Genomic DNA, 26,948 nt, shown 5'->3' with positions numbered 1-26,948 from the left:
CCCTCCCGCTGCCGTCGAACTGCGCGGCATCACCAAGCGATTCCCCGGCGTCGTCGCCAACAAGGACATCGACATCACCGTCCGCACGGGCACCGTGCACGCCCTGTGCGGTGAGAACGGTGCCGGCAAGTCCACCCTGATGAAGATCCTCTACGGCATGCAGCAGCCGGACGAGGGCACCATCACGGTGAACGGCGAGACGGTCACCTTCCACACCCCCGCCGACGCCATCGCCCGCGGCATCGGCATGGTGCACCAGCACTTCATGCTCGCCGACAACCTCACCGTCCTGGAGAACGTCGTCCTCGGCGCGGAGAAGCTGTACGGCATCGGCGCCAAGGCCCGCGCGAAGATCCGGGAGATCTCCGACGCGTACAGCCTGAACATCCGCCCCGACGTCCTCCTCGAGGAGCTCGGCGTCGCCGACCGCCAGCGCGTGGAGATCCTCAAGGTCCTCTACCGCGGCGCCAAGACGCTGATCCTCGACGAGCCCACCGCGGTCCTGGTGCCGCAGGAGGTCGACGCGCTCTTCGCCAACCTGCGCGACCTCAAGGCCGAGGGCCTCACCGTCATCTTCATCTCGCACAAGCTCGGCGAAGTCCTGTCGGTGGCCGACGAGATCACCGTCATCCGCCGGGGCACCACCGTCGGCACCGTGCAGCCGGCCGGCACCACGACCAAGCAGCTCGCCGAGCTGATGGTCGGCAGCGAACTGCCCACCCCGGAGACCGAGGAGTCCACGGTCACGGACGTCCCGCTGCTGAAGCTGGACGGTCTGCGCCTGGCCCAGACCGACCTCGACGGCGTCGAGCGGATCATCCTCGACGACATCTCCTTCACCATCCACAAGGGCGAGGTCCTCGGCATCGCCGGCGTGGAGGGCAACGGCCAGTCCGAGCTGGTCGAGGCCATCATGGGCATCCGAGCCCTGAACACCGGCACGATCGTCCTCGACGGCACCGACATCTCCCACGTCCCCACCCGCCAGCGCCGCGAGGCCGGCGTCGGCTACGTCCCCGAGGACCGCCACCGCCACGGCCTGCTCCTCGAGGCCCCGCTGTGGGAGAACCGCATCCTCGGCCACGTCACCGAGAAGCCCAACTCCCGCGGCCAGCTCCTCGACATCAAGGCCGCCCGCACCGACACCGAGCGCATCATCCAGGCGTACGACGTCCGCACCCCCGGCATCGACGTCACCGCCGCCTCCCTGTCCGGCGGCAACCAGCAGAAGCTGATCGTCGGCCGCGAGATGAGCCACTCGCCCAAGCTGCTCATCGCCGCCCACCCCACCCGCGGTGTGGACGTCGGCGCGCAGGCCGCGATCTGGGACCACATCCGCGAGGCCCGCCGCGAGGGCCTGGCCGTGCTGCTGATCTCCGCCGACCTGGACGAGCTCATCGGCCTGTCCGACACCCTGCGGGTGATGTACCGCGGCCGACTGGTCGCCGACGCCGACCCCGCCACCATCACCCCCGAGGAGCTGGGCTCCGCCATGACCGGTGCGGCAACCGGCCACCTGGAGCACGCAGAGGGCTCCGCGGAGGCCTCCGCCGCGGTCTCCGCCGAGGACGACGAGGACGACGCCCGATGAACAAGCTGACCCAACGCATCGACAAGGAGCGGCTGCTCCTCGGCATCGCGGCCCCGCTGCTCGCGGTCGTCGCCGCGCTCGTCGTCACCACCCTGGTGATCCTCGCCACCGGCAAGAACCCGGGCGCCGCCTTCAGCGACATGCTGACCTACGGCTCCGCCAGTGACAGCCAGGTCTACATCCTCAACAAGGCGACCACGTACTACCTGGCGGGCGTCTCGGTGGCCATCGGCTTCCGGATGAACCTGTTCAACATCGGCGTCGACGGCCAGTACCGCATCGCCGCGTTCTTCGCCGCCGTCCTCGGCGGCGCGCTGACCACGCCGGGCTGGATCTCCATCCCGCTGATCATCCTGTGCGCCATGGGCACCGGCGCCGTGTGGGCGGCCATCGCGGGCGTCCTCAAGGTGACGCGCGGGGTCAGCGAGGTCATCTCCACGATCATGCTGAACTCGATCGCCACCGCGATCATCGCCTACCTGCTCCAGCCCGGGAAGCTCGCGGAGCTCCAGGCCGGCGGCACCGTCGTCTCCACCAAGCCGCTGCCCGAGTCGTCGTACTTCTTCCAGATCGACACCGGTGCCGCGGGCATGCTGTGGGGCTTCATCGTCATCGCCGTGATCGTCGGCATCGCGTACTGGTTCGTGCTCGGCCGCACCCGGTTCGGCTTCGACCTGCGCACCGTCGGCCAGTCCGAGTCCGCCGCCGCCGCGAGCGGCGTCTCGGTGAAGAAGATGGTCGCCACCAGCATGGTGATCTCGGGCGCGGTGGCCGGTCTGATCGGCATGCCGACCCTGCTCAACGACAGCCACCAGTTCAGCAACGACTTCCCGACCGGCATCGGCTTCACCGGTATCGCCATCGCCCTGCTAGGCCGCAACAACCCGGTCGGCATCGCGCTGGGCGCCCTGCTGTGGGGCTTCCTGGAGCGCACCACCAACCACCTGGAGTTCGAGGGCTACGACAAGGAGATCCTCGGCGTGATCCAGGGCGTCATCGTCCTGTGCGTCGTCATCGCCTACGAGGTCGTACGCCGTTACGGACTCAAGCGCCAGCAGCAGCGGGTCGGCGCCGAGCTCGCCGCCCAGGCCGCAGCCCCGACCCAGAAGCAGGAGGTGGCGTGATGACTGCCACGATGACCGACACGCCGCCCCCCGCGGCGCCCAAGGCGGACACCGCCACCCGGTCGGGCCGCTCGCTCGGCCAGATCCTCATGATCGTCGCCGGCGCGCTGCTGCTCGTCGCGGCGGTGCGTGTCATCTCCGGCTCCGACCAGCTCACCTCCGACGGCCAGGTCTCCGCCGCGCTCAGCCTCGCCGTGCCGATCGGCCTCGCGGGCCTCGCCGGTCTGTGGTCCGAGCGGTCCGGTGTGGTCAACATCGGTCTCGAGGGCATGATGATCCTCGGCACGTTCGGCGCCGGCTGGATCGGCTGGCAGTCCAGCCCCTGGCTCGGCCTGCTGTGCGGTGTCGGCTTCGGCGTCGTCGGCGGACTGCTGCACGCGGTCGCGACCGTCACCTTCGGCGTCGACCACATCGTCTCCGGTGTCGCCATCAACCTGCTGGCGCTCGGCACCACCCAGTACCTCGCCAAGCTGTTCTTCGTGGACGGCAAGGCGGCGGACGAGGGCGGCAACCCCAAGCAGTCCCCGCCCGTGGACTCCCTGCCCAACTTCGACGTGCCGGGCCTGTCCAGCGGGCTGCACTCCATCGAGAACCACCACTGGTTCCTGATCTCCGACATCGCCGGCATCCTCGGCGGTCTGGTCACCAACCTGTCCGTGGTGACGATCCTCGCGGTCGTGCTGTTCGTGGGCAGCTGGTGGCTGCTGTGGCGCACCCCGTTCGGTCTGCGGCTGCGCTCCTGCGGTGAGAACCCGATCGCCGCGGAGTCCCTCGGCGTCAACGTGTACAAGTACAAGTACATGGCCGTGGCCGTCTCCGGCGGTCTCGCCGGTCTCGGTGGCGCCTTCCTGGCGCTGGTCACCTCGCACACCTACCTGGAGGGCCAGACCGGCGGCCGCGGCTACATCGGTCTCGCCGCGATGATCTTCGGCAACTGGCGTCCCGGCGGCCTCGCCATGGGCGCGGGCCTGTTCGGCTACTCCGACGCGCTCCAGCTGCGCAACGGCGGCGAGACCGTTCATGCGCTGCTGCTCCTGCTGTTCGTGCTGCTGCTGGCGATGGCAGGCTGGAAGCTCTACAAGAAGGCGCACTGGCAGGGCGGCATCAGCCTCCTGGTGGCCGCGGGCGTCCTGGTCTGGTACCTGACCACCGACGAGGTCCCGAGCGACTTCGTGGGCGCCACCCCGTACGTCGTCACCCTGCTGGTGCTGTCGCTGTCCGCGCAGCGTCTGCGGATGCCCAAGGCGGACGGCATGCGCTACCGGAAGGGCCAGGGCAAGTGACGGGCGTCGACTGGGGGGCACTGCGGGCGGCGGCCCGGGACGCCATGTCCCGGGCGTACGCCCCGTACTCCGGCTACCCGGTCGGCGTGGCCGCCCTGGTCGACGACGGCCGCACCATCACCGGCTGCAACGTCGAGAACGCCTCCTACGGCCTCGGCCTGTGCGCCGAGTGCGGTCTGGTCTCGGAGCTGCAGAACACCGGAGGCGGCCGTCTCACGCACTTCACGTGCGTGGACGGCAAGGGCGAGATCCTCGTCCCGTGCGGCCGCTGCCGCCAGCTGCTCTACGAGTTCGGCGGCCCCGATCTCCTCCTGGAGACCCCGGCGGGGATCGTGCCGTTGTCCGAGATGCTCCCGCAGGCCTTCGGCCCTGAGCACCTCACCAAGTAATTCCCGGAAGGAAAGCCCTGCATGGCCATGGACGTCATCTCCGTCATCCGCACCAAGCGGGACCGCGGCGAACTCAGCGACGAGCAGATCGACTGGGTCATCGACGCGTACACCCGCGGGGAGGTCGCCGACGAGCAGATGTCCGCGCTCGCGATGGCCATCCTGCTCAACGGCATGAACCGCCGCGAGATCGCCCGCTGGACGGCGGCGATGATCGCGTCGGGCGAGCGCATGGACTTCTCGTCCCTGTCCCGTCCGACGGCCGACAAGCACTCCACGGGCGGTGTCGGCGACAAGATCACGCTGCCGCTGGCGCCCCTGGTGGCGGCCTGCGGCGCGGCCGTGCCCCAGCTGTCGGGCCGCGGCCTCGGCCACACCGGCGGCACCCTCGACAAGCTGGAGTCGATCCCCGGCTGGCGCGCGCTGCTGTCGAACGAGGAGATGCTGAACGTCCTCGACACCACCGGCGCGGTGATCTGCGCGGCGGGCGACGGCCTGGCCCCGGCCGACAAGAAGCTGTACGCCCTGCGTGACGTCACCGGCACGGTCGAGGCGATCCCGCTGATTGCCTCCTCGATCATGTCGAAGAAGATCGCGGAGGGCACCGGCTCCCTGGTCCTGGACGTCAAGGTCGGCACCGGCGCCTTCATGAAGACCATCGAGGACGCCCGCGAGCTCGCGTCCACGATGGTGGGCCTGGGCACCGACCACGGCGTGCGGACGGTCGCGCTCCTGACCGACATGTCGACCCCGCTGGGCCTCACGGCGGGCAACGCCCTCGAAGTGCGCGAGTCGGTGGAGGTCCTGGCGGGCGGCGGCCCCGCGGACGTCGTGGAGCTCACCGTCGCGCTGGCCCACGAGATGCTGGCGGCGGCGGGCATCCGCGACGCCGACCCGGCGAAGGCACTGGCCGACGGCTCCGCGATGGACGTCTGGCGCCGGATGATCGCGGCGCAGGGCGGCGACCCGGACGCGGAACTGCCGGTCGCCCGCGAGCAGCACGTCGTCAAGGCCCCGTCCTCGGGCGTCCTGACCCGCCTCGACGCCTACGGCGTCGGCGTCGCCGCCTGGCGCCTCGGCGCCGGTCGCGCCCGCAAGGAGGACCCGGTGCAGGCGGGCGCGGGCGTGGAGATGCACGCCAAGCCCGGCGACACGGTCACCGAGGGCCAGCCCCTCCTGACCCTCCACACGGACACCCCGGAACGCTTCGAGTACGCCCTCGAGTCGATCGAGGGTTCCTACGACATCGAGGCGGCGGGGACGGACTTCACGGCGTCGCCGGTGGTGCTGGAGCGCATCGCCTGAGCTGGAGCTTCCTCATTCGGGTGAACGGGATCGGTGGACCATCGCCGGTCCCGTTCGGCATGCTGGGATCGGTGACGTAACGAACGGAGACCGCCATGAGCGCACTCGCCGCCGAGTCCGGAACCCCTGAGGGCACGGACTGGGACGAGATCGTCCGTGTCTGGGAGGAGACGGACGCTCCCGAGGGCAGCAAGGTGGAGATCATCGAAGGGATCGTCACCGTGTCGCCTCCGCCATCCGAAGAGCACAACGACACCTCTGAGCTGGTTCAGCGTCGCCTGTACACAGCGATTCCAGACGACTGGGGTGTCTATCAGACACTCGGTCTCAGGTGCCCGGAGACAGGTGGCCTCTTCATCCCCGACCTGTGCGTGGTGCCGAGGGCTGCCCTGCGCCGCGGAACGCGCGTGCATGCGGGCGATGCCGAACTCGTTGTCGAGGTCACGTCCAAGAGCAACGCGAACCACGACCGCATCAAGAAGGCCCATGGCTACGCTGTGGCAGGCGTACCGCTCTACCTCCTGCTGGATGCCTGGCAGTCAGGACGTCCCACGGCGACCCTCTACGGGGAACCGCAGAATGGCACATACCGAGTGCTTGATTCGGTGGAGTACGGCGAGGAGCTGACTCTGCCCGCGCCGTTCAAGGTGGTCATCGATACCGGCGCCTTCCCGCTCAGCTGACTCCGTCACCCCAGCAGCGCCGCCACGACCACCAGCACCGGTACCGACACCACCGTCGACACCAGGATCGAGTCGCGGGCCAGGCGTTCGCCCACGCCGTAGGTGGAGGCGTAGGTGTACAGGTTCTGCGCGGCCGGGAGGGACGACGTGACCACCACGTCGAGGAGTTGGGCTCCGTGGAGGCCGAAGACGCCGGCCGCCAGCGCCCAGGCCGCCACCGGCTGCCCCACCGACTTCAGCGCGACCGAGAGCAGGACGAGCCCGCGGTCCGGGCCCCGGCCGGGCATCGTGCTGCCGCACAGGGAGATGCCGAAGGCGAGCAGGACCGCCGGGACGGACATGCCGCCGATCAGGGTCAGGGGGTCCATCACGGGGGCCGGTACCTTCAGGCCCGCCGCCGAGACCGCCACGCCGGCCAGTGAGCCCAGCGCGATCGGATTGCGCAGCGGGGTGAGCAGCCGCCGCCACAGCGGTCCCTTCTCGCCCTCGCCCGACGCCAGGTCCAGGACCGTCAGCGCGACCGGGGTCACCCCCACGAGCTGGAACAGCAGCACCGGCGCCACCAGCGAGGCGTCCCCGAGGACGTACACCGCGATGGGGATGCCGAGGTTGCCGGAGTTGACGTACGAGGAGCACAGCGCACCGATCGTCGTGCGGCCCAGCCCCCAGCCCCGTACGACACCCACCGCCACGAAGACGCCCGCCGCCGCTGCCGTGCTGAGCGCGGTCACCAGCAGGCGGCTGGAGAAGACCACCGACAGGTCGGCCCGGGCCAGCGTGGTGAACAGCAGGGCGGGGGAGGCGACATGGAAGGCGAGCTTGGTCAGGACCTCGCGGCCCTGCTCGCCGAGGTAGCCGCGCAGACCGATGAGATAGCCGACCCCGATCACCACCGCGATGACCGCGAAGCCGGTCAGCACTCCCTGCACGGGGACTCCTCAGGGGTGAGGAGGGCGTGGCGTATCCAGGGAGGTGCTGATGGGTGGCGCATACAGGCAACCCTCGGGGGCAGGCGGCAGCCAGGTCAACGTGATCCTGACCGCGCGGTCGGGGCGCCGGCCGATGAGTTACGCCCGCCCGCCTGGTCTACCGATCGTGGACGCCATGACACCCGCTGTACTCGTGCTGGCCGGCCCCGTCACCCGGGACGAGGTGACGGAGCTGAGCGACCAGGTCCAAGCCCTGCTGCGGACGACCGGCGCCGGGGTCGTGGTGTGCGATGTCGCGGGGCTCGGGCCACCGGGGCTCGGCACGGTCGATCTGCTCGCCCGGCTCCAGCTCGCGGCCCGGCGCGCCGGGGGCCGGATCAGGCTGCGCGACCCCGACCCCGGGCTACACGCCCTCCTTGATCTCGTCGGCCTCCGCTTCGAGGTGGAGAGGCAGGCCGAACAGGGGGAACCAGCGCTGGGTGTCCAGGAAGAAGTGGAACCCGGTGAGCCGGCCGTCTGAGATCTCCAGGACCTGGACCGCCCACGGCGTGTGACCGCCCTTCTCCGGGTCCGGCTTGTACTGCGCGAACCCGGGCATGCCGTTGACCTGCACCGGCACCAGGCGGGAGCCCTCGCAGGCGGAGCCCAGGGTGGTCATGAAGCCCGTGATGTCGTCGTGGCCCGTCAGCCACAGGTCGAACGGCGGCATCGTCATGATGGCGTCCTCGTGGAGGAGGGCCGTCAGCGCCGTCATGTCGTACCCCTCGAACGCCTTCACATAGCGGTCCAGGAGCTTCTGCTGCTCCTCGTCCAGCGGGTCGGACACGGCCGCGTCGGCGCCGTGCTGCTCCCGCTCGGCGAGAGTGGCGCGGGCGCGCTGGAGGGCGCTGTTGACCGAGGCGACGGAGGTGTCGAGCAGCTCGGCGACCTCGCTCGCCTTCCAGGCCAGCACCTCGCGCAGGATCAGCACCGCGCGCTGCTTGGGCGGCAGTTGCTGGAGGGCGGCCATGAAGGCGAGCCGCACGGTCTCCTTGGCGACGGCTGCCTCCGCCGGGTCCTCAACGGTCGGCAGGATGCGGTTGTCCGGCATCGGCTCCAGCCAGGTGTGGTCCGGGCGGGGGGAGAGGGCGGCCTGGGCGAGGGGCGTCGACTCGGTGAGGTCCATGGGGCGGGCGCGCTTGTTGCCCGCCGTGAGCATGTCCAGACAGACGTTGGTCGCGATGCGGTACAGCCAGGAGCGCAGGCTGGAGCGGCCCTCGAACTTGTCGTAGCTCCGCCAGGCCCGCACCATCGTGTCCTGCACCGCGTCCTCGGCCTCGAAGGAGGAGCCGAGCATGCGGTAGCAGTACCCCGTCAGCTCCGTGCGGTGCTTCTCGAGCCTGATGTCGAGGTCTGTCGTCGTCGCCGTGCTGTCCGTCATCGTCCACCCACCCCTGTGGCCGTGCTGCGTCGCGCCTTTGCGCCCAGTACTCGGAAACTACCGCAGGGGTCTGACAATGGCGTCCCGAGTGGATGAACGTGCAGGTCAGGACCTTTTCGCCCCCGCCGCCCCTACCCGTCCCGTCCCCAGGGGCGCGGCCCCCGGCCCCCCGCTCCTCGAACGCCGGAGGGGCTGAGGGGCGGCAGCGGCGTCTTCCACATGGGAGGGGCCGAGGCGGTAGCCGTGCCTTCACCGCTGACAGGGCCGAAAAAGTCAGGTGCCCGGCAACGTGGGCCGGGCCGAAGGAGCCTGCCGCCGGCGACGCCGGCCGGATCAAAGGAGGCAACTGCTCCTCCGGCGCAGGCCGGATCGAAGGAAGCAGCCGCTCCTTCAGCGTGGGCGGCGACGAAGGGTCCTCTCCCGTGGCCGTCAGGGACCTGCTCCGGTGACAGGGGGCAAGACCGATCCCCCCGGTCGACCGACCTCGACCGGGGGGACAGGGGGACGTGCGGCTCAGGCCGTCGCGAGCCGCTGCTGGGCCCTTGCCGCACGCGTTCCGAGGACGGTGAGCGTGACCACGCCGAGCACCGCCAGCAGTCCGACCCCGACCGTCCCGGCCCAGCCGCCCGCGTGGAAGGCGAGCGCGCCGACCGTGCTGCCCGCGCTGGAGCCGATGTAGTAGGCGGACTGGTACAGGGCAGAAGCCTGGGCGCGGCCGTGGGTGGCCGTCTTGCTGACCGCCGAGGACGCCACCGCGTGGCCCGCGAAGAAGCCGCCGGTGATCAGGACCAGGCCGAGGAGGACCAGCCCCAGGGAGTCGGAGAGGGAGAGCAGCAGGCCGGTCGCCGTCGTGCCGCCCGCCGCGTACAGCGCACCCCGGCGGCCCAGGCGGCCGACCAGCCGGCCCGCCGTCGACGCGGACACCGTGCCCACCAGGTAGACCAGGAAGATCGAGCCGACAATGCCCTGGGGGAGCGAGAAGGGCGCCTCGGTCAGCCGGTAGCCGATCACCGTGTACACCCCGCCGAAGACCGTCATGAACAGCGCACCGATGGCGTACAGGCGGCGCAGCAGAGGGTCGGAGAGGTGGGTGCGGACCGTGCCCAGCAGGACGGCCGGCTTCAGTGAGCCCGCCTTGAAGTGCCGGGGCGCCGGGAGCAGCAGCCGGAACGCCACCGCGCAGGCCACCGCGATCGCGCCGATCACCCCGACGGCGACCCGCCAGCCCCACTCCTGGGCCACCCAGCCCGTGATGACCCGGCCGCTCATCCCGCCGACGCTGTTGCCGGCGACGAACAGGCCGATCGCCGTGACCAGGGCCTTCGGCCGGACCTCCTCCGCCAGGTACGCCGTCGCGGACGCCGGCAGTCCGGCCAGGGCCGCCCCCTGCACCGCCCGCAGTGCGACCAGCGCGGTCAGCGAGGGCGCGAAGGGGACCAGCAGACCGACCGTCACCGCGACCGCCAGCGAGGCCGTCATGACCGTACGGTGGCCGAAGCGCTCGGAGAGGGCGCTCATCGGCAGCACGAACAGCGCCAGACCGCCGGTCGCCGCCGCCACGGTCCAGCTCGCCTCGCTCGCCGCGACCCCGAACTCGCCCGAGATCAGCGGGAGGAGGGCCTGGGTGGAGTACAGCAGCGCGAAGGTCGCGACACCGGCGAGGAAGAGGGCGAGGCTCATCCGGCGGTAGCCGGGGCCGCCCGGGGCCATACGCGCGTCGGGGGCGGGGACGGGGGAGACGGCGCCCACGCGGGTGGACGCCTCGGTACTGGCAGGCATGCCCTCGAAGTTACGTACGGCTCCGCTCATCCGTCCAATGCACGGATTCGCCATAATCGTTCCCATGGTGCATCAGCAGAGGTCACAGGCTCACCTGTCACCGTCCAGTGACACAGAAGACATCGTCCCGCTCCTCGCGCCGCGGCTCGCCCACTTCGCCGGGGTCGCCCGCACCGAGCACGTCACCCGTGCCGCGCAGGAGATGGACGTACCCCAGTCGACGCTGTCGCGGGCCATGGTCCGCCTCGAACAGGACCTCGGCGTCGACCTGTTCGCCCGCATCGGCCGCACGGTCTCCCTCACCCCCGCCGGCCGCACCTTCCACGCCTCCGTGGAACGCGCCCTCGCCGAGATCCGGCGGGCCGCCGACGAGGTCCGTGCCGACGCCGACCCGGCCACCGGCAAGGTCGCCTTCGGCTTCCTGCACACCATGGGCTCCGAGACGGTCCCCGGTCTGTTGCGGGCCTTCCGCGCCGACCACCCCCGCGTCCGGTTCAGCCTGGTCCAGAACTACGGCGAGGCGATGATCGAACGCCTGCGCGCGGGCGAGCTGGACCTGTGCCTGACCTCCCCGGTACCGGACGCCCCCGACCTCGTCGCCCGCCGCCTCGACGAACAGAAGCTGCGGCTCGTGGTGCCCGCCGACCACCCCCTCGCGGGCCGCAAGCGCGTCCGCCTGGCCGAGGCCGCCGAGGAGTCCTTCGTCACCCTGGAGCCCGGCTACGGCCTGCGCCGCATCACCGACGACCTCTGCCAGGAGGCCGGCTTCAAGCCCCGGATCGCCTTCGAGGGGGAGGAGGCGGAGACGTTGCGGGGCCTCGTCGCGGCGGGCCTGGGCGTGGCCCTGCTCCCGCCGCCGGCCTTCCCCCGGCCGGGGGTGGTCGAACTGACGGTCACGGCTCCCCGGGCCGCCCGCGAGATCGGCGTCGCCTGGCTCGACGGCCACCCGGACACCCCGCCGGTGGCCGCCTTCAAGAAGTTCCTGCTGTCGCGCAGGGGCAACCTGCTGCCCTGAGCTACCGCCGCCGCCCGAACCCGGAGGCGAGCGGCATCCGCAGCCCCAGCGGCGGAGGCGCGGCCAGCGCGTCCTGGACCGGCCGGGACAGCACCCGCCCGAACAGCGCCCCCATCACGAAGTCCTCGGCCAGCGCCTGTACTTCGGCCCGGTACTGGTGCAACCCGTGCCCGTCGGCATGCACCTCGAACCGGCACACCTCCCGGTTCGCCTTCTTCGCCCGGGTCGCGAGCCGGAACGACAACTCGGGGTCGACTTGCCGGTCGTTGGTCCCGTGCACGATCAGCACCCGGCGCCCCACGAGCTGCCTGACCGGCTCGGGGGCGGCCGCCACGTCCTCCTCGGGCAGCCAAGGGGCGACGGCCACCACGGAGTTGACGGCCTCGTGCCCGCCCGCGCGCAGCGCCGCCCGCCCGCCCATGCCCACGCCGACCAGGGACACGGGGACGTCGCCGTAACGCCGTACGACCTCGTCGGCGGCCCAGGTCGCGTCGTGCGCGAGATGCGCCTCGCCGCCGTTCCACCCGCGGTAGCGGTAGTGCACCAGATGGGCCGCGAGCCCCTCGGCGTGCCCCGCGCGGGCGAGCCGTCGTCCCAACGCCCGTACGGCGGAGGGCAGTCGCATGGAGGCGGGTCTGCGCAGAGAGGTCTCGTCGCCGCTTGGAAGGAGCAGCACCACTCCGCTCACCGCCGCCGGCTCCCGGCCGAGGGTCCTGCCCAGTCGGGCGCTGCGCACCGGCGTCGCTTGCTGTGCCATGACAGAACAGTGTCAGAAGCCGGGGTGTACGACACGGGGCGGGGCGGTCACCGTTACGTATCGGCGGATTCGTACAGCGCGCTCTCTACGCGCGTAGGAGTTACAGTGCCAGGATGACGAGCCAGACTGACCGGATGAGGAACTCCCCGAGCCCGGACCAGATCCGCCGGGCACCCAAGGTTCTGCTGCACGATCACCTCGACGGCGGGCTGCGCCCCGGCACGGTCGTCGACCTCGCCCGGGAGACCGGGTACACCGCGCTTCCCGAGGACGACGCGGACCGGCTGGGCGTCTGGTTCCGGGAGGCCGCCGACTCCGGCTCGCTGGAACGCTACTTGGAGACCTTCTCGCACACCGTCGGCGTCATGCAGACCCGTGAGGCGCTGGTGCGGGTGGCCGCCGAGTGCGCCGAGGACCTCGCCGAGGACGGTGTCGTCTACGCCGAGGTGCGGTACGCCCCCGAGCAGCACCTGGAGAAGGGGCTGACCCTCGAGGAGGTCGTCGAGGCCGTCAACGAGGGCTTCCGGGAAGGCGAGCGCCGGGCCAGGGCGGGCGGCCGCCGCATCCGCGTCGGCGCCCTGCTCACCGCCATGCGGCACGCGGCCCGCGCCCTGGAGATCGCCGAACTCGCCAACCGCTACCGCGACCTGGGCGTCGTCGGGTTCGACATCGCGGGCGCGGAGGCCGGCTACCCGCCCACCCGGCACCTCGACGCCTTCGAGTACCTGAAGCGCGAGAACAACCACTTCACCATCCACGCCGGCGAGGCCTTCGGGCTGCCGTCCATCTGGCAGGCCCTCCAGTGGTGCGGCGCCGACCGGCTCGGGCACGGCGTGCGCATCATCGACGACATCCAGGTCCACGAGGACGGCACGGTCAAGCTCGGCCGGCTCGCCTCCTACGTCCGGGACAAGCGGATCCCGCTGGAGCTGTGCCCCAGCTCCAACCTCCAGACCGGGGCCGCCTCCTCGTACGCCGAGCACCCGATCGGGCTGCTGCGGCGCCTGCACTTCCGGGCCACCGTGAACACCGACAACCGGCTGATGTCCGGCACCAGCATGAGCCGGGAATTCGAGCACCTTGTCGACGCGTTCGGTTATTCGCTCGACGACATGCAGTGGTTCTCCGTCAATGCGATGAAATCAGCGTTCATTCCTTTCGATGAACGACTCGCGATGATCAATGACGTCATCAAGCCCGGATATGCCGAGCTGAAGTCCGAATGGCTGTTCCAGCAGACCGCCTCCACCAGCGGTTCTGTGGACGAAGAGGGCTGACCGGGGAAAACCTCGGGTACGGAGTGCGGGCGGGTGTTCACAATCCGTCCGCATTTCGATGTTTGCGGCGGGCGGGTTCCCGTGTTTACGGTCGTGGACCGCTGACATCCCGTAAACCCATTTCGAGGACGCATTTCATGAAGCAGTCTGCTGCCAAGACCCTCGGTGTCGCCGCCCTCGGTGCCGCCTTCGCCGCCGCCGGCGCGGGTGCCGCGAACGCCGCGCCGGCGATGCCGGACGCGAGCCAGGCGCTCGGCTCCGTCTCCCAGGGGCTCCCCACCGAGAACGTCACCAAGGCGCTGCCGGGCGCCGGTGAGGCGCTGGCGCAGGCCCAGCCGGCGGTGGGCACCGGCCTCTCGGCCGCGCAGCCCGCCGTCGAGAAGGTCCTCGCCGACGGCCCGACCGGCCCCGTCGCCGGCCTCCTCGGCGGCCTGCCGATCGGCCAGGTCCTGCCCGGCAGCGGCACCGGCCTGAACGGTCTGCCGCTCGGCTGAGACCCGCCGCCTCCCGCACGCGCCGGTGGGGCGCACCCCGAGATCACGGGGTGCGCCCCACCGGCGTACGTGCACCGGGGTGTCACCAGGCGGTCTGCGCCTTCTCCTCCGAGGGGAACAGGATCCACAGCGCGATGTAGAGCAGGAACTGCGGGCCCGGCAGCAGACAGGACACCAGGAAGATCACGCGCATCGTGGTCGCGGAGGTGCCGAAGCGCCGTGCCAGCGCGGCACACACTCCGCCGATCATGCGGCCGTTGGTGGGGCGGGCGAGGCGGGACATTGCGGCTCCTTCGTGAGCGTCGACGGTCCGGGTCCGAGTGACCCTTTCCAGCTGTCTTCAACGCTACGGAGACGAACAGCACAAAGCGTCGCTCTACGGTGCGATCCCGACCCTGGGAATCGTCGGGGTCCGACCCTGAGCCGGCTCCTCCTGGCGGACGGCCGTACGCCCTCGGCGCTCGGTTCTGCGGCGGAGCGAGTGGCGCACCGCCGGCACGACCGCGAGGTGGACGAGCGCGACGCCCGCGGTGTTCAGGAACAGCGAGTCGATGTCGACGACCTGGCCGGGGACGCCGGTCTGGAGCAGCTCTATGCCGAGGGAGATCAGCGCGCCCGCGGCGCAGGTGCGGACGAGGGAGCCGAGCGGGGAGGCCCACAGGCGGCCGTGCACCATCGGGAGCAGTAAGCCGAGCGGGGCCAGGAGCGCGAGCCCCTCACCGATCCGGCGGGCGGCCTCCCGCCCGCCGAGGGCGAGGTCGGCGCGGATACCGGCGAAGGGGTGCAGGTTGGCGGGGACGACCCAGGGCACGTCCAGCGGACGCAGCGTCAGCCAGGCGACGAACGCGAGGTGTGCGACCAGGAGGGCACCTCCTGCCACACGGACGCGAAGGGCGGCATTGCCGCCCACGAAGCCTTGACGCTGCACGATCCCCTAGACGCCCCGCTCGGCACGGTCGGTTCCGGAACCCCCCGAGGTACCTGGGTGAGGCCTGCGCCACACGCGGTGGACGCCCCCGTGTCAGCCGCCCGTCACCTCGGTCGACGGCGGCTGGTGGCTGCCCGGCTGGGAGCGCACCTCGTCCGTGCAGTCGTAGCGGCGCAGCGGTGCGGTCGAGGGGCCGCCGAGGATGACGGAGCCGTCGCCCTCGGCCGCGGCCGAGTCGGAGAAGGTGCACACGACCTGGGCGAGGGCGTAGGCGGAGAGCTCGGTGGGCGGGGTGCTCAGCCGGAGCGTGTCCTCGGGGTCCCCCGGGCGCGGACCGCTGACGGTCGTGCCGCCCCGCACGTACGTCTGGTAGCCGGCCTCGCGCTCGGCGGTCGACGGCGTCTCGGCGAGCTGGTCGAGGAGCCCCTGTGCGACCAGCACCCGACGCTCGGAGTCGGCGGTCCCGTCCGGGACCCTGAGACTGCGGTCGACCGCCACCAGCGACGCCCCGCACAGCAGGAACACCTGCACGGCGAGACCGTGCGAGGCCTCCTGCGAGGCGTCCGGCTCGGACAGCGAACACAGCACCCGGGAGGGCGCCGGGCCGAAGTCGGTGGGCACCTCGGTGGGCCGGATCCCGCACCCGGCGACCAGCAGACCGAGCAGGGGGAGCGGCAGCAGCCGCCGCGCCTTCAGCCCGGCGCGCGCCATCCGGGCCCCGCGCGCGCGTCGTCCGTCCCGGTGCATCACGCCTCCCCCTTCTTCGCCCCGTCGTCGTCCTTCTTGGCCTCCGTGAGCTGTTCCGCCAGCGCCGAGGCGTCCCGTGGCAGCCGCAGGGTGAAGACGGCACCCCCGTCCGGTGAGTTCGCCGCGGTGATCCCGCCGCCGTGGATGTGGGCGTTCTCCAGCGCGATGGACAGGCCGAGGCCGCTGCCCTCGGAGCGGGGGCGGGAGGCGCTGGCCTTGTAGAAGCGGTCGAAGACATGCGGCAGGACGTCCTCGGGGATGCCGGGGCCGTGGTCGCGGACCCCGATGACCACCTCGTCGTCCGCGGCGCGCACCGCCACCCGCACCGGGGAGCCGCCGTGCTTGAGGGCGTTGCCGATCAGGTTGGCCAGGATCACGTCGAGGCGCCGCGGGTCGAGGCGGGCGTGGATGCCGCGCTCGGCGTCCAGCTCCACCGCGTCCAGCCACGCCCGCGCGTCGATGCACGCGGTGATCTGGTCGGCCACGTCGACGTCGTCGAGGACCAGCCGGGCGGTGCCCGCGTCGAAGCGGGTGACCTCCATCAGGTTCTCGACCAGGTCGTTGAGCCGGCGGGTCTCGCTGACCACCAGCCGCACGGCCGGCTCGATCATCGGGTCCATCGAACCGGACTCGGCCTCCAGCTCCTCCTCCAGGATCTCCGTGACGGCGGTGATCGCGGTGAGCGGGGTCCGCAGTTCGTGGCTCATGTCCGCCACGAACCGCCGGGAGGCGTCGTCGCGGGCGGCCATGTCCTCGACGCGCTTCTCCAGCGCCTCGGCCGCGTAGTTGAACGTCCGTGACAGGTCCGCGAGTTCGTCGGTGCCCGACACCCTGAGCCGGGTGTCCAGCCGGCCCTCGCCGAGCCGCCGGGCGGCGACCCCCAGCCGGTGCACCGGCTTCAGTACGGTCGTCGCGGCGGCCTGCGCGAGCAGCGCGGAGCCGATCAGGGCGAGCCCGGTGGCGATCCCCAGCGACCAGGCGAGGGAGTTGAGGTCCTTTGCCTCGGGCTCCAGGGACTTGAGCATGTACCCGGTGGGGCCGCCGCCGATCACACGGGTGCCGGCGACCAGATACGGGGTGTCGTGGTCGACGGTCCGCTGCCAGTACAGGTGGTAGGCGGACTTGTTGGCGGAGTCGACCTCCTGCTTCTCGTTCACCGCCTCGCGCAGCGACACGGGCACGTCCTGGAGAGTGAAGCCGTCCAGGGCGCCCGAATTGCCGTACACCGTGCGGCCCTTGGCGTCGGAGGCCACGAGCAGCACGCTGAAGCGCTGGCTGCTGCCGGCCATCTGGCCCGCCGCCTGCTGGAGTTCGTCCTGCGTGGGGTCCTCGGGCAGGGCGCCGGCGCGGTTCTGCATCTCCTGCTGGAAGTCCCGCAGCACCGCGTCCTGGGCGCGGGTGAGCACCGCCTCGCGGTTGAGCCAGTAGGCGATGCCGGACGCGGACACGGCGGCGGTCAGCGCCACCAGGCCGAAGACGACGACGAGACGCAGCCGCAGGCTGGTGAAACGCAGCCGTGACCACACTCCCTTGCGAGCCGCGAACCAGCCGCGGAGCCCCCCTTGCGCTTCGGTCACTGAGGCGTGTCCAGCCGGTAGCCCACACCCCGCACGGTACGGATCAGCGTCGGGGACGACGGCACGTCCTCGACCTTGGCGCGCAGCCGCTGCACGCAGGCGTCCACCAGGCGCGAGTCGCCGAGGTAGTCGTGCTCCCACACCAGTCGCAGCAACTGCTGGCGGGACAGCGCCTGGCCGGGCCTCCGGCTCAGCTCCAGGAGCAGCCTGAGCTCGGTCGGGGTGAGCTGGAGGTCCTCGCCGTTCTTCGTCACGGTCATGGCCGCGCGGTCGATGACGAGCGAGCCGAAGGACGCCGAGTCGTTCGACTCCCGCTCCCCGCGCCGCAGCACGGCCCGGATCCGGGCGTCCAGGACCCGGCCCTGCACCGGCTTGACGACGTAGTCGTCGGCACCGGACTCCAGACCGACCACCACGTCGATGTCGTCGTTGCGCGCGGTCAGCAGGATGATCGGCAACTGGTCGGTGCGCCGGATGCGCCGGCACACCTCGAACCCGTCGATGCCGGGCAGCATCACGTCCAGCACGATCAGGTCCGGCCGCTGCTCACGGAGCAGTTTGAGGCCGTCCTCACCGGTGGCAGCGGTGGCGACCCGGTGGCCCTGGCGCGTGAGGCTCAGCTCCAGGGCCGTACGGATGGCGTCGTCGTCCTCGATCAGCAACAGGGAAGGCACGGGCTCATTCTGGCCCATGGAGGGGGTGCGGTTCGACCTGTGGGGACACGGCAGTCCGTACGGCACTCGTCCGTGGGCCCGCTGTGCAATTCCTGGGACCGGGCCCTGTGACAGGTCTGTGACAGTCGGCGGACACGGCCATGAAGGTGCGGAGGCAAGCTTTTCGGCACGGGCAAGGCAGCACCGCCCGAGCAGACCGAACACCGGAAGTCCACGACGGGGGGCGCGAGATGAACACGCTGCACAGCATCAGCACCAGCGCAGTGGTCACGCGGCTGCACGACGTGACCCGGGGTTCCGAGAAGTCCGGTGCCGTGAGCGGGCGGGGGTGCGCTCGCGGCACCGGGCGTCAGCACACCGCGTACATGTCGGTGGTTGACACCATCACGGGGGAAACGCACGGGGGATCGTCGTACAGGGAGGACACGGGGGAGCGTCGCTCGCTGTCGGAGGCGGAGTTCACCGCCTACGTCCAGGAGCGCCGCGCCTCCCTGTACGCCACCGCCTACCACCTGACCGGTGACCGCTTCGAGGCCGAGGACCTGTTGCAGAGCGCGCTGTTCTCGACGTACCGGGCGTGGGACCGGATCAGCGACAAGGCCGCGGTCGGGGGCTACCTCCGCCGCACCATGACCAACCTGCACATCAGCGCGTGGCGCCGCCGCAAGCTGAACGAATACCCGACCGAGGAACTGCCGGAGACGCCCGGCGACACGGACGCGATGCGCGGCACCGAGCTGCGCGCGGTCCTGTGGCAGGCGCTCGCCCGGCTCCCCGAACTCCAGCGCACGATGCTGGTCCTGCGTTACTACGAGGGCCGCACCGACCCGGAGATCGCGGAGATCCTCGACATCAGTGTCGGCACGGTGAAGTCCAGCATCTGGCGCTCCCTGCGCCGCCTGCGCGAGGACGAGGTCCTCAGCTTCGGCCGTGACGAGGAGAACGCCTTCGGGGAGCTCGTCGCCTGAGGGCCGGGGGGAAGGCAAGGGAACGGGGGACCAGGGGTACCGGCTGGGGGGCGGGTACCCGTGGGGGGGGACCGACGGGGATCACGGGGGAGCACCGAGAAGCGGGACTGGAGGGCCGGGGGGTCCGTCCAGTCCCGCTTCTTCATGTTCCCGGCGGACCTCCATGAGCCGCGCTCCGGAGGGCGTGGCACCGACGCCGACGGCCTCGGCGCGGTCCCTTCCTACGACGGAGAAGGCGCCGTCAGCGTTCAGCCGTCGGCGTTCAGGCCGCCGGAGTCGTCGCCGGCCGGGAGCCCGCCGCCGCCGCGGTGAGGCGGCCGAGGGCCTCGTCCTTGTCGCACGGGTGGGCGCCGAGGGCGGTCTGGCGGGCGACGATCGTGCGTTCCTGGCGCATCAGGCGCCAGCCGCGGCGCAGCAGGAAGGGCACCGACTTGCGGCCCTCGCGCAGATCCCGCAGGAACCGGCGCCGGAACGTGCGCACCGGCCCGCGGCTCAGGCACAGCGCGTCGGCCAGCACCCCGAGCTCCCGGCAGCGGGTGACGATCTCGGCGGCGAAGATGCCCTCCGCTATGAACAGCGGGGTCCCGTCCATCTCGACGGACTCCTCGCCGGTGCGGGCGCTCAGCGAGATGTCGTAGACCGGGATCTTCGTACGGCCCGTGCGGCACAGTTCGACGATCGCCGCCACCGCGGTGTCCGCGTCCCACGAACCGGGGTGGTCCCAGTCGATGTCGGAGCTCCCCTCGACCAACGGCAGCGTCGGGTCGTCGCCCTCCTTGTAGAAGTCGTCGAGCCGGAGGACCGGAAGTCCGGAGCGGGCCGAGAGCAGGGACTTGCCGGAGCCGGAGGGGCCGCAGAGCAGCACGACTCGCGTCGACGGGGGAGGTTGGGAACTCACGGGACACCAGTGTGAGGCATTCACCCGCCGTTCATCGACCCCGCGGGTTGGCTTTGAAGCGCGCGTCACACCTCAACTACCCTTCGTGCCGACACGATTACCCAGTGCACGGAAAAGGTGGCAGAAACGATGGCCCGACAAGCGAACCCGACCGCCCAGCGCACGCTCACCGCCCTCGCCGCCGCCGGTGTCGCACTCGGCGCAGCTGCCGGGGCGGCCGCCGCGGACAGTGAGCCGCTCGTCGACGTGCTGCACACCCGGCCCACCTCGCTCGGCAACATCGACCCCCAGGCCGGGCTCCGCTCCCTCACCGGCACGGTCGGCTACGTCACCGGCCCGGTCGCGGGACTCAAGCCGAACCCGCTCGCGGGGACGGGCGTGGACCCGCTGGACAACGGGCTGGGAACCCAGTTGGCGGACTTCCAGCCGCTGACGTCCCAGGCGGTGACCGGGCCGATCGCGCAGGCGCAGTCGTTCGGGAGCATGCCGGTGGTCGGGCTGGTCACGGGGCTGACCGGCAACTGAGCCGGACCCGCGGCCCCTTCGGCACGGAGCCGCGCCTTCCCCGGACGGAGGGAGGGCGCGGCTCCGCGGTGTCGCGGCCCGGTGTCAGTACGCCGAGCCGGACGCGCCCAGCGAGCCCGTCGGGTGCCACACCGTCTTCGTCTCCAGGAACGCCGTCATGCGGTCGATGCCCGGTGTCGCCGTCCAGTCGTCCACAGGCTGTGGACGCAGGACCCGCTTCAGGTTGTCCGCCGCCGCGATCTCCAGCTCCTTCGCGAGGACCTCGTCCGCGCCCGCCAGATCGATCGCGTTGACGTCCTGGTGGGAGGCGAGCGGGGTCGCGATCTCCGCCGTACGGCCCGACAGGACGTTGACCACGCCTCCGGGGACGTCGGAGGTGGCCAGGACCTCGCCCAGGGACAGCGCCGGGAGCGGGGACCTCTCGCTCGCCACCACGACCGCGGTGTTGCCCGTGGCGATCACCGGGGCGACGACGCTCACCAGGCCCAGGAACGACGACTCCTGCGGGGCCAGCACGGCCACCACGCCCGTCGGCTCGGGGGACGACAGATTGAAGTACGGGCCGGCGACCGGGTTCCCGCCGCCCACCACCTGGGCGATCTTGTCGGTCCAGCCCGCGTACCAGACCCAGCGGTCGATCGTCGCCTCGACCTGCTCGGCCGCCTTCGACTTCGACAGGCCCTCGGCGTCGGCCACCTCGTGGACGAACTGCGCCCTGCGGCCCTCCAGCATCTCCGCCACGCGGTAGAGGACCTGGCCGCGGTTGTACGCCGTCGCGCCGGCCCAGCCGCCGAACGCCTTGCGCGCGGCCACAACCGCGTCACGGGCGTCCTTGCGGCTCGACTGCGGTGCGTTCGCCAGCCACTTGCCCTTGGAGTCCGTCACCTCGTACACCCGGCCGCTCTCGGAACGCGGGAACTTCCCGCCGACGTACAGCTTGTAGGTCTTGAGCACGGAAAGTCGGTCAGACATCGAGGTACGCCTCCAGGCCGTGGCGGCCGCCCTCGCGGCCGAAGCCCGACTCCTTGTACCCGCCGAACGGCGAGGTCGGGTCGAACTTGTTGAACGTGTTGGACCAGACGACACCGGCCCGGAGCTTGTTGGCCACGGCCAGGATCCGCGAGCCCTTCTCCGTCCAGATGCCCGCCGACAGGCCGTACTGCGTGTTGTTGGCCTTGGCGACAGCCTCGTCCGGGGTGCGGAAGGTCAGGACCGACAGCACCGGGCCGAAGATCTCGTCGCGGGCGATGGTGTGCGCCTGGGTGACGTTCGTGAAGAGCGTCGGGGCGAACCAGTAGCCGGAGGAGGGCAGTTCGCACTCCGGGGACCAGGGCTCGGCGCCCTCGGCCCTGCCCTGGTCGACGAGCGAGGTGATCCGCGCGAGCTGCTCGGCGGAGTTGATCGCGCCGATGTCCGTGTTCTTGTCGAGCGGGTCGCCGAGGCGCAGGGTGGACAGCCGGCGCTTGAGCGAGTCAAGGAGCTCGTCCTGGATCGACTCCTGGACGAGGAGCCGGGAGCCCGCGCAGCAGACCTGGCCCTGGTTGAAGAAGATGCCGTTGACGATCCCCTCGACGGCCTGGTCGATCGGGGCGTCGTCGAAGACGATGTTGGCGCCCTTGCCGCCCAGTTCGAGGGTGAGCTTCTTGCGGGTGCCTGCGACCGTCCGTGCGATCTCCTTGCCGACGGCGGTGGAGCCGGTGAAGGCGACCTTGTTCACGTCGGAGTGCGCGACGAGCGCGGCGCCCGTGTCGCCGTACCCGGGAAGGATGTTGACGACCCCCTTGGGCAGGCCGGCCTGGCGGCAGACGTCCGCGAAGAACAGGGCGGACAGCGGGGTCGTCTCGGCGGGCTTCAGCACGACCGTGTTGCCGGTCGCCAGCGCCGGGGCGATCTTCCACGCCAGCATCAGGAGCGGGAAGTTCCACGGGATGACCTGGCCGGCCACGCCGAGCGGCCTCGGCGCCGCGCCGAACCCGGCGTGCTCCAGCTTGTCGGCCCAGCCCGCGTAGTAGAAGAAGTGCGCGGCGACCAGGGGCAGGTCGGCGTCGCGGGTCTCCTTGATCGGCTTGCCGTTGTCCAGGGTCTCCAGGACCGCGAGCTCACGGCTGCGCTCCTGGATGATCCGGGCGATCCGGAAGAGGTACTTGGCGCGCTCGGAGCCGGGCAGCGCCGACCACTTCTCGAAGGCCTTGCGGGCGGCCGCCACCGCGCGGTCGACGTCCGCCTCGCCCGCCCGGGCGATCTCGGACAGGACCTCTTCCGTGGACGGCGAGACGGTCTTGAAGACCTTGCCGTCGGCGGCTTCCACGAACTCGCCGTCGATGAAGAGCCCGTAGGAGGGGGCGATGTCGACGACCGAGCGGGACTCGGGTGCGGGTGCGTACTCGAATGCGGATGCGGGTGTCATGGTGATCAGTCCACCGTCACGTAGTCGGGGCCGGAGTAGCGGCCGGTGGCCAGCTTCTGACGCTGCATCAGCAGGTCGTTCAGGAGCGAGGAGGCGCCGAAGCGGAACCAGTGGTTGTCCAGCCAGTCCTCGCCGACGGTCTCGTTGACCAGGACGAGAAACTTGATCGCGTCCTTGGTCGTACGGATGCCGCCGGCCGGCTTCACACCCACCTGGACGCCGGTCTGCGCACGGAAGTCGCGCACCGCCTCCAGCATCAGCAGGGTGTTGGCGGGAGTGGCGTTCACCGCGACCTTGCCGGTGGACGTCTTGATGAAGTCCGCCCCCGCCAGCATGCCGAGCCAGCTCGCGCGGCGGATGTTGTCGTACGTCGACAGCTCGCCGGTCTCGAAGATGACCTTGAGCCGGGCGTCGGTCCCGCAGACCTCGCGCACGGCGACGATCTCGTCGTACACCTTCAGGTACCTGCCCGCGAGGAACGCCCCGCGGTCGATGACCATGTCGACCTCGTCGGCACCGGCCGCCACGGCGTCGCGCACGTCGGCCAGCTTCACGTCGAGGGCGGCGCGGCCGGCCGGGAACGCGGTGGCGACCGAGGCGACCTTCACGCCGGAACCGGCGACGGCCTCCTTGGCGACGGCCACCATGTCGGGATAGACGCAGACCGCGGCCGTGGCGGGGGTCGTCCGGTCGGTCGGGTCGGGGCGGACCGCCTTGGCGCCGAGCGCCCGGACCTTGCCCGGGGTGTCCGCGCCTTCCAGCGTCGTGAGGTCGACCATCGAGATGGCGAGGTCGATCGCGTACGCCTTCGCGGTCGTCTTGATGGAACGGGTGCCGAGGGAGGCGGCGCGCGCCTCCAGGCCGACCGCGTCGACGCCGGGCAGCCCGTGGAGGAACCGGCGCAGCGTGCTGTCGGACGCGGTCACGTCCGTGAGCGGGTGTGCGGCTGATGCAGTGGTGGGCATGGTCACCAGACGAGCATATCTACGCGCGTAGCGGCTGTACACCCCGGAGAACGGGTTCTGCGGGCACCCGCACCCGGTCGCGAACCGGGACGGCGCTTAGGATCGGCCTCATGACGACCGCACCCCCCGAGTCCAGGGACCGCATCTACCGCTCACCCATGGCGCTGATCGGCGGCTTCCTCCTCCTCGTCATCATCGGCTGGCTCGGTGTCGACGCCGTCCTCTCCGGCACCGGCCGCACCCCGTGGCTCGCCCTCGCCGTCCTGATCCTCGTCGTGCCGCTGGTGGTCGCGTTCACGCTGCGCCCGGCCGTCTTCGCCAACGACGACCGGCTGCGCATCCGCAACCCGTTCCGCGTGATCGTCGTGCCGTGGGGCCAGGTCGAGATGTTCCGCTCCGGCTACTCGAACGAGGTGTTCGTCGAGTCGGGCGCCAAGTACCAGCTCTGGGCGATCCCGGTCTCCCTGCGCGGCCGCAAGAAGGCGGCCCGCCAGACGGCCCAGCAGGCGGCCCGGCCGTCCGACGGCCGCCGTTCCGGCAGGGGCCTCGGCCTGTTCGGCGGCGGGATGCAGGCGGACGGCTTCGGCGGTCGTACGCCCGTCCCCGAGGGGCCCACCCGCGCCGAGACCGACAAGATCATGGACGAACTGCGCGAGATGCTGGAGGCCCGGGGGAAGGCGAAGACCTCCCAGGGCGAGGTCTCCGTGCGGTGGGCGTACGAGATCGTGGGACCGGCGGTGGCCGGGGCGGTGCTGCTGGCGATCCTGGTGGCGGTGGGGTAGCGGGGGTTCGGGGGCGGTGGGGGTGCGCGTCTCTTTTGGCTGTGGGGGGCGCGCTTCTGGGTGCGGCATCTGACGGTGGGGGTGCGCGTCTTGGGGTGTGGTCTTTGGTGGTGCGGTGTGTGTGCCTCGGGGCGTGGTCTGCGGCGGTAGGGGTGCGCGTCTTGGGGAGGCCGACCTCGCGCTGCGCCTCGGCGCCCAGGAGCGCGGGTGGCGGCGTCCAGGGCCAGGGCCCGGCCGGCGTCCGACACGATCATCACCGTGTGGGTGCGCGGTCCGTCCACCCACGCGCCGGCGAGGAGCGACAGCAGCGGGATCGGGCCTGCCCCACCGCACGCAGCTGGTCTTCGGCGGTGTGCGCGTCTTGGGGTGTGGTCTTTGTGCGGGCGGGCGGTTTGTTCCGCCGTCCGGGGTGTGCGGCGCAGCGGTCAGGGCGGGCCGGTGGGGGCGGCGGAGGTTCTCCGGGCCGCTGGGCAGGCCGCGGTGAGCGGGCGGTTCATTCGGGTGGCGGCCGCCGGCGAAGGGGGCGCTCGGCGGCCGCTCCTGCTCAGATGCCGGCCGCGGCCGACAGGTCGTGCTTGATCGCGGTCAGCAGGTCGGTTGCCTTGGCGCGGGCCGCCGGGAGGTCGGCGTGGGTGGCGACCGGGACGACCACCTCCAGGTAGCACTTCAGCTTGGGCTCGGTGCCGCTCGGGCGGACGATGACCCGGGCGCCGTCCAGCGTGTACCGCAGACCGTCGGTGGGCGGGAGCTTGTCCGTGCCCTGCGTGAGGTCCTCGGCCCTGGTGATCGCGAGGCCCGCGAGATCGGTCGGCGGGTGTTCGCGCAGCTGCTTCATCGCCCGGGCGATGACCGACAGGTCCTCCACGCGGACCGAGAGCTGGTCCGTGGCGTGCAGGCCGTGGGTCACCGCGAGGTCGTCCAGGAGGTCGGTGAGGGTGCGGTTCTGTTCCTTCAGTCCGGAGGCCAGCTCCGTGACGAGGAGGGCCGCGGTGATGCCGTCCTTGTCCCGTACGCCCTCGGGGTCCACGCAGTAGCCGAGGGCCTCCTCGTAGCCGTAGCGCAGGCCCTCCACGCGGGCGATCCACTTGAAGCCGGTGAGGGTCTCCTCGTAGGGGAGGCCCGCCTGCTCGGCGATCCTGCCGAGCAGGGAGGACGAGACGATCGACTCGGCGAACGTGCCGCGCGCTCCGCGGGCCACCAGGTGGGCGGCGAGGAGGGCGCCCACCTCGTCGCCCCTCAGCATGCGCCAGGCGCCGTCCTCCTTCACGGCCACCGCGCAGCGGTCCGCGTCGGGGTCGTTGGCGATGATCAGGTCCGGGTTCGTCTCGGCTGCCTTCGCGAAGGCCAGGTCCATCGCGCCGGGCTCCTCCGGGTTGGGGAAGGCGACGGTCGGGAAGTCGGGGTCCGGGTCGGCCTGTTCCGCGACCAGGTCCGGGGTGGGGAAGCCGGCCCGTTCGAACGCGGCGAGGAGGGTGTCCTTGCCGACGCCGTGCATCGCGGTGTACACCGTGCGGGCGGTGCGGGGGGAGTCGGCGGCCAGTACGGCGTCCGTGCGGGCGAGGTAGGCGTCGAGGACGCTGTCGTCGAGGGTCTGCCAGCCGGAGTCGGGGCGGGGGACGTCGTTGAGGGACGTGATCGCGTCGATCTCCGCCGCGATGTCCGCGTCGGCGGGCGGGACGATCTGGGAGCCGTCGCCGAGGTACACCTTGTAGCCGTTGTCGCGGGGCGGGTTGTGGCTGGCCGTGACCTCCACGCCGGCCACCGCGCCGAGGTGCCTTATCGCGTACGCGAGGACGGGGGTGGGGAGGGGGCGGGGGAGGACGGCCGCCCTCAGGCCGGCGCCGGTCATCACGGCCGCGGTGTCGCGGGCGAAGTCCTCGGACTTGTGGCGGGCGTCGTAGCCGATGACGACGAGGCCGTCGGTGCTGCCGTGCTTCTTCAGGTACGCGGCGAGGCCGGCGGCGGCCCGGATGACGACCGCGCGGTTCATGCGCATCGGGCCCGCGCCGAGTTCGCCGCGCAGGCCTGCGGTGCCGAACTGGAGGGTGCCGCTGAAGCGGGCGGTGAGCTCGGTGACGTCCCCGGCCTCGATGAGCCTGGCGAGCTCGTCGCGGGTGTCCGGGTCGGGGTCCTCGGCGAGCCAGGTCCTGGCCCGGGCGGTGAGATCGTCTCGCACGGTTCGGTCAGCCTCTCGTTGTCGGTCGTCTGCGGGGTGGGTGGGGGCGGGCGTTTTCGCGCAGTTCCCCGCGCCCCTGAATGCCTGCGGCGGCCTGCCCGGCTCTGGTGGGGGTTTGTGCAGCGCGTGCGGCGCGGTTGGGGTCGGTGCCGGGGTGGGGGGTGTCCGTCCTCGGTCCGGCGGCTCGGTCTCTTGAGCAGGGCTCGGTGACGGACGCCGGCCGCTGCGGGCGGACACCCCCCACCCCGTCCCCTC

At 71.5% G+C, this 26,948-nt stretch carries 27 protein-coding genes and 1 pseudogene; 13 read left to right on the top strand and 15 right to left on the bottom strand.

The window, feature by feature from the left end; genetic code table 11:
• The first annotated feature begins 19 nt into the window (after window positions 1-19).
• The 6 genes from ACIQJT_RS28915 (at window position 20) to ACIQJT_RS28890 (ending at window position 6,375) form a co-directional block, all read left to right on the top strand.
• Window positions 20-1,591, top strand: coding sequence for an ABC transporter ATP-binding protein (locus ACIQJT_RS28915; RefSeq protein ID WP_365456212.1), 1,572 nt, complete (start codon window positions 20-22; stop codon window positions 1,589-1,591).
• Window positions 1,588-2,715, top strand: coding sequence for an ABC transporter permease (locus ACIQJT_RS28910; RefSeq protein ID WP_365455630.1), 1,128 nt, complete (start codon window positions 1,588-1,590; stop codon window positions 2,713-2,715). Before ACIQJT_RS28915 ends, ACIQJT_RS28910 begins: the two co-directional genes overlap by 4 nt.
• Window positions 2,715-3,998 (top strand): ABC transporter permease, encoded by a 1,284-nt coding sequence (locus ACIQJT_RS28905; protein WP_402648402.1) that lies wholly within the window; start codon window positions 2,715-2,717, stop codon window positions 3,996-3,998. The genes ACIQJT_RS28910 and ACIQJT_RS28905 overlap by 1 nt, the downstream gene beginning before the upstream one ends.
• Window positions 3,995-4,387, top strand: a complete 393-nt coding sequence (locus tag ACIQJT_RS28900) for a cytidine deaminase (protein WP_402648399.1) — start codon at window positions 3,995-3,997, stop codon at window positions 4,385-4,387. The genes ACIQJT_RS28905 and ACIQJT_RS28900 overlap by 4 nt, the downstream gene beginning before the upstream one ends.
• Window positions 4,388-4,408: 21 nt before the next feature.
• On the top strand, window positions 4,409-5,692 hold the full coding sequence (locus tag ACIQJT_RS28895; RefSeq protein ID WP_365455622.1) for a thymidine phosphorylase: 1,284 nt from the start codon (window positions 4,409-4,411) through the stop codon (window positions 5,690-5,692).
• Window positions 5,693-5,787: 95 nt separating this feature from the next.
• A complete protein-coding gene (locus tag ACIQJT_RS28890; RefSeq protein WP_402648396.1) occupies window positions 5,788-6,375 on the top strand; it encodes a Uma2 family endonuclease in 588 nt (195 codons plus the stop codon).
• Window positions 6,376-6,380: 5 nt separating this feature from the next.
• Here ACIQJT_RS28890 and ACIQJT_RS28885 read toward each other — a convergent pair whose 3' ends face one another.
• Window positions 6,381-7,304 (bottom strand): AEC family transporter, encoded by a 924-nt coding sequence (locus ACIQJT_RS28885; protein ID WP_365455619.1) that lies wholly within the window; start codon window positions 7,302-7,304, stop codon window positions 6,381-6,383.
• Window positions 7,305-7,437: 133 nt separating this feature from the next.
• On the opposite strand from ACIQJT_RS28885, the gene ACIQJT_RS28880 reads away from it, so the two are divergent.
• Window positions 7,438-7,824: an STAS domain-containing protein gene (locus tag ACIQJT_RS28880; protein WP_365456209.1), complete on the top strand. Its 387-nt coding sequence runs from the start codon at window positions 7,438-7,440 to the stop codon at window positions 7,822-7,824.
• Here ACIQJT_RS28880 and ACIQJT_RS28875 read toward each other — a convergent pair.
• Both ACIQJT_RS28875 and ACIQJT_RS28870 read right to left on the bottom strand, forming a co-directional pair.
• Window positions 7,708-8,724, bottom strand: coding sequence for a sigma-70 family RNA polymerase sigma factor (locus ACIQJT_RS28875; protein WP_402648392.1), 1,017 nt, complete (start codon window positions 8,722-8,724; stop codon window positions 7,708-7,710). The two genes, ACIQJT_RS28880 and ACIQJT_RS28875, sit on opposite strands and share 117 nt — an antisense overlap.
• A 513-nt stretch (window positions 8,725-9,237) precedes the next feature.
• Window positions 9,238-10,503, bottom strand: coding sequence for an MFS transporter (locus ACIQJT_RS28870; protein WP_402648389.1), 1,266 nt, complete (start codon window positions 10,501-10,503; stop codon window positions 9,238-9,240).
• A 64-nt stretch (window positions 10,504-10,567) separates the two neighbouring features.
• Here ACIQJT_RS28870 and ACIQJT_RS28865 point away from each other — a divergent pair, with 64 nt between their 5' ends.
• Window positions 10,568-11,518, top strand: a complete 951-nt coding sequence (locus tag ACIQJT_RS28865) for a LysR substrate-binding domain-containing protein (RefSeq protein ID WP_402648386.1) — start codon at window positions 10,568-10,570, stop codon at window positions 11,516-11,518.
• A gap of 1 nt (window position 11,519) precedes the next feature.
• On the opposite strand, the gene ACIQJT_RS28860 is transcribed toward ACIQJT_RS28865, so the two are convergent.
• On the bottom strand, window positions 11,520-12,275 hold the full coding sequence (locus tag ACIQJT_RS28860; protein ID WP_365455607.1) for an alpha/beta hydrolase: 756 nt from the start codon (window positions 12,273-12,275) through the stop codon (window positions 11,520-11,522).
• Window positions 12,276-12,388: 113 nt separating this feature from the next.
• Here ACIQJT_RS28860 and ACIQJT_RS28855 point away from each other — a divergent pair, with 113 nt between their 5' ends.
• Both ACIQJT_RS28855 and ACIQJT_RS28850 read left to right on the top strand, forming a co-directional pair.
• Window positions 12,389-13,552: an adenosine deaminase gene (locus tag ACIQJT_RS28855; RefSeq protein ID WP_402648384.1), complete on the top strand. Its 1,164-nt coding sequence runs from the start codon at window positions 12,389-12,391 to the stop codon at window positions 13,550-13,552.
• Between the two features lie 137 nt (window positions 13,553-13,689).
• Window positions 13,690-14,046 (top strand): hypothetical protein, encoded by a 357-nt coding sequence (locus tag ACIQJT_RS28850; RefSeq protein WP_053851933.1) that lies wholly within the window; start codon window positions 13,690-13,692, stop codon window positions 14,044-14,046.
• Between the two features lie 82 nt (window positions 14,047-14,128).
• Here the strand turns inward: ACIQJT_RS28850 and ACIQJT_RS28845 are convergent, their stop codons facing one another.
• The 5 genes from ACIQJT_RS28845 to afsQ1 all read right to left on the bottom strand — a co-directional run bounded on the left by ACIQJT_RS28845 (window position 14,129) and on the right by afsQ1 (window position 17,972).
• Complete coding sequence (locus ACIQJT_RS28845) at window positions 14,129-14,329, bottom strand: PspC domain-containing protein (protein WP_020141249.1); 201 nt, start codon at window positions 14,327-14,329, stop codon at window positions 14,129-14,131.
• 93 nt (window positions 14,330-14,422) lie between these two features.
• The gene (locus tag ACIQJT_RS28840) at window positions 14,423-14,974 is read right to left on the bottom strand and encodes a VanZ family protein (RefSeq protein ID WP_365455600.1); all 552 of its coding nucleotides are present in this window, start codon (window positions 14,972-14,974) and stop codon (window positions 14,423-14,425) included.
• Window positions 14,975-15,067: 93 nt separating this feature from the next.
• Window positions 15,068-15,721, bottom strand: coding sequence for a hypothetical protein (locus ACIQJT_RS28835; RefSeq protein ID WP_402648861.1), 654 nt, complete (start codon window positions 15,719-15,721; stop codon window positions 15,068-15,070).
• Window positions 15,721-17,298, bottom strand: coding sequence for a HAMP domain-containing sensor histidine kinase (locus ACIQJT_RS28830; protein ID WP_365455597.1), 1,578 nt, complete (start codon window positions 17,296-17,298; stop codon window positions 15,721-15,723). The genes ACIQJT_RS28835 and ACIQJT_RS28830 overlap by 1 nt, the downstream gene beginning before the upstream one ends.
• The gene (gene afsQ1, locus ACIQJT_RS28825) at window positions 17,295-17,972 is read right to left on the bottom strand and encodes a two-component system response regulator AfsQ1 (protein ID WP_053851936.1); all 678 of its coding nucleotides are present in this window, start codon (window positions 17,970-17,972) and stop codon (window positions 17,295-17,297) included. Before afsQ1 ends, ACIQJT_RS28830 begins: the two co-directional genes overlap by 4 nt.
• A gap of 230 nt (window positions 17,973-18,202) precedes the next feature.
• Here afsQ1 and ACIQJT_RS28820 point away from each other — a divergent pair, with 230 nt between their 5' ends.
• Window positions 18,203-18,940, top strand: coding sequence for a SigE family RNA polymerase sigma factor (locus ACIQJT_RS28820; protein WP_053851937.1), 738 nt, complete (start codon window positions 18,203-18,205; stop codon window positions 18,938-18,940).
• A 262-nt stretch (window positions 18,941-19,202) separates the two neighbouring features.
• On the opposite strand, the gene ACIQJT_RS28815 is transcribed toward ACIQJT_RS28820, so the two are convergent.
• Complete coding sequence (locus ACIQJT_RS28815; protein ID WP_402648377.1) at window positions 19,203-19,907, bottom strand: uridine kinase; 705 nt, start codon at window positions 19,905-19,907, stop codon at window positions 19,203-19,205.
• A 60-nt stretch (window positions 19,908-19,967) separates the two neighbouring features.
• Between ACIQJT_RS28815 and ACIQJT_RS28810 the strand changes: the two genes are divergently transcribed.
• Window positions 19,968-20,363: a hypothetical protein gene (locus tag ACIQJT_RS28810; protein WP_402648374.1), complete on the top strand. Its 396-nt coding sequence runs from the start codon at window positions 19,968-19,970 to the stop codon at window positions 20,361-20,363.
• An 84-nt stretch (window positions 20,364-20,447) separates the two neighbouring features.
• Here the strand turns inward: ACIQJT_RS28810 and ACIQJT_RS28805 are convergent, their stop codons facing one another.
• From ACIQJT_RS28805 to deoC, 3 genes are read right to left on the bottom strand one after another with little or no spacing between them, the layout of a single operon-like run.
• Window positions 20,448-21,335, bottom strand: coding sequence for an aldehyde dehydrogenase family protein (locus ACIQJT_RS28805; protein ID WP_402648372.1), 888 nt, complete (start codon window positions 21,333-21,335; stop codon window positions 20,448-20,450).
• Window positions 21,328-22,770, bottom strand: a complete 1,443-nt coding sequence (locus tag ACIQJT_RS28800; RefSeq protein WP_402648369.1) for an aldehyde dehydrogenase family protein — start codon at window positions 22,768-22,770, stop codon at window positions 21,328-21,330. The genes ACIQJT_RS28805 and ACIQJT_RS28800 overlap by 8 nt, the downstream gene beginning before the upstream one ends.
• A gap of 5 nt (window positions 22,771-22,775) precedes the next feature.
• Entirely contained in the window at window positions 22,776-23,735 is a 960-nt protein-coding gene (gene deoC / locus ACIQJT_RS28795; RefSeq protein ID WP_365456201.1) for a deoxyribose-phosphate aldolase, read from the bottom strand.
• A 110-nt stretch (window positions 23,736-23,845) separates the two neighbouring features.
• Between deoC and ACIQJT_RS28790 the strand changes: the two genes are divergently transcribed.
• Complete coding sequence (locus ACIQJT_RS28790) at window positions 23,846-24,517, top strand: PH domain-containing protein (protein WP_402648366.1); 672 nt, start codon at window positions 23,846-23,848, stop codon at window positions 24,515-24,517.
• A gap of 200 nt (window positions 24,518-24,717) precedes the next feature.
• On the opposite strand, the pseudogene ACIQJT_RS28785 reads toward ACIQJT_RS28790, so the two are convergent.
• Both ACIQJT_RS28785 and ACIQJT_RS28780 read right to left on the bottom strand, forming a co-directional pair.
• Window positions 24,718-24,843: pseudogene (locus ACIQJT_RS28785) on the bottom strand (MFS transporter); the annotation flags it as partial.
• Window positions 24,844-25,061: 218 nt separating this feature from the next.
• The gene (locus ACIQJT_RS28780; protein ID WP_402648363.1) at window positions 25,062-26,693 is read right to left on the bottom strand and encodes a phospho-sugar mutase; all 1,632 of its coding nucleotides are present in this window, start codon (window positions 26,691-26,693) and stop codon (window positions 25,062-25,064) included.
• Window positions 26,694-26,948 lie beyond the last annotated feature (255 nt).

Source organism: Streptomyces sp. NPDC091972, assembly GCF_044756385.1.
Lineage (GTDB): Bacteria > Actinomycetota > Actinomycetes > Streptomycetales > Streptomycetaceae > Streptomyces.
Note: the sequence above shows the minus strand (reverse complement) of the source record. Positions and strands in the feature narration are given on the sequence as shown.

Excerpts from the sequence above, each read along its gene's own strand:
- ACIQJT_RS28910 (WP_365455630.1), top strand. The coding sequence starts at position 1,588 with ATGAACAAGCTGACCCAACGCATCGACAAGGAGCGGCTGCTCCTCGGC.
- ACIQJT_RS28905 (WP_402648402.1), top strand. The coding sequence starts at position 2,715 with ATGACTGCCACGATGACCGACACGCCGCCCCCCGCGGCGCCCAAGGCG.
- ACIQJT_RS28895 (WP_365455622.1), top strand. The coding sequence starts at position 4,409 with ATGGCCATGGACGTCATCTCCGTCATCCGCACCAAGCGGGACCGCGGC.
- ACIQJT_RS28890 (WP_402648396.1), top strand. The coding sequence starts at position 5,788 with ATGAGCGCACTCGCCGCCGAGTCCGGAACCCCTGAGGGCACGGACTGG.
- ACIQJT_RS28880 (WP_365456209.1), top strand. The coding sequence starts at position 7,438 with ATGAGTTACGCCCGCCCGCCTGGTCTACCGATCGTGGACGCCATGACA.
- ACIQJT_RS28875 (WP_402648392.1), bottom strand. The coding sequence starts at position 8,724 with ATGACGGACAGCACGGCGACGACGACAGACCTCGACATCAGGCTCGAG.
- ACIQJT_RS28870 (WP_402648389.1), bottom strand. The coding sequence starts at position 10,503 with ATGCCTGCCAGTACCGAGGCGTCCACCCGCGTGGGCGCCGTCTCCCCC.
- ACIQJT_RS28865 (WP_402648386.1), top strand. The coding sequence starts at position 10,568 with ATGGTGCATCAGCAGAGGTCACAGGCTCACCTGTCACCGTCCAGTGAC.
- ACIQJT_RS28860 (WP_365455607.1), bottom strand. The coding sequence starts at position 12,275 with ATGGCACAGCAAGCGACGCCGGTGCGCAGCGCCCGACTGGGCAGGACC.
- ACIQJT_RS28855 (WP_402648384.1), top strand. The coding sequence starts at position 12,389 with ATGACGAGCCAGACTGACCGGATGAGGAACTCCCCGAGCCCGGACCAG.
- ACIQJT_RS28850 (WP_053851933.1), top strand. The coding sequence starts at position 13,690 with ATGAAGCAGTCTGCTGCCAAGACCCTCGGTGTCGCCGCCCTCGGTGCC.
- ACIQJT_RS28845 (WP_020141249.1), bottom strand. The coding sequence starts at position 14,329 with ATGTCCCGCCTCGCCCGCCCCACCAACGGCCGCATGATCGGCGGAGTG.
- ACIQJT_RS28835 (WP_402648861.1), bottom strand. The coding sequence starts at position 15,721 with ATGCACCGGGACGGACGACGCGCGCGCGGGGCCCGGATGGCGCGCGCC.
- ACIQJT_RS28820 (WP_053851937.1), top strand. The coding sequence starts at position 18,203 with ATGAACACGCTGCACAGCATCAGCACCAGCGCAGTGGTCACGCGGCTG.
- ACIQJT_RS28810 (WP_402648374.1), top strand. The coding sequence starts at position 19,968 with ATGGCCCGACAAGCGAACCCGACCGCCCAGCGCACGCTCACCGCCCTC.
- ACIQJT_RS28805 (WP_402648372.1), bottom strand. The coding sequence starts at position 21,335 with ATGTCTGACCGACTTTCCGTGCTCAAGACCTACAAGCTGTACGTCGGC.
- ACIQJT_RS28800 (WP_402648369.1), bottom strand. The coding sequence starts at position 22,770 with ATGACACCCGCATCCGCATTCGAGTACGCACCCGCACCCGAGTCCCGC.
- deoC (WP_365456201.1), bottom strand. The coding sequence starts at position 23,735 with ATGCCCACCACTGCATCAGCCGCACACCCGCTCACGGACGTGACCGCG.
- ACIQJT_RS28790 (WP_402648366.1), top strand. The coding sequence starts at position 23,846 with ATGACGACCGCACCCCCCGAGTCCAGGGACCGCATCTACCGCTCACCC.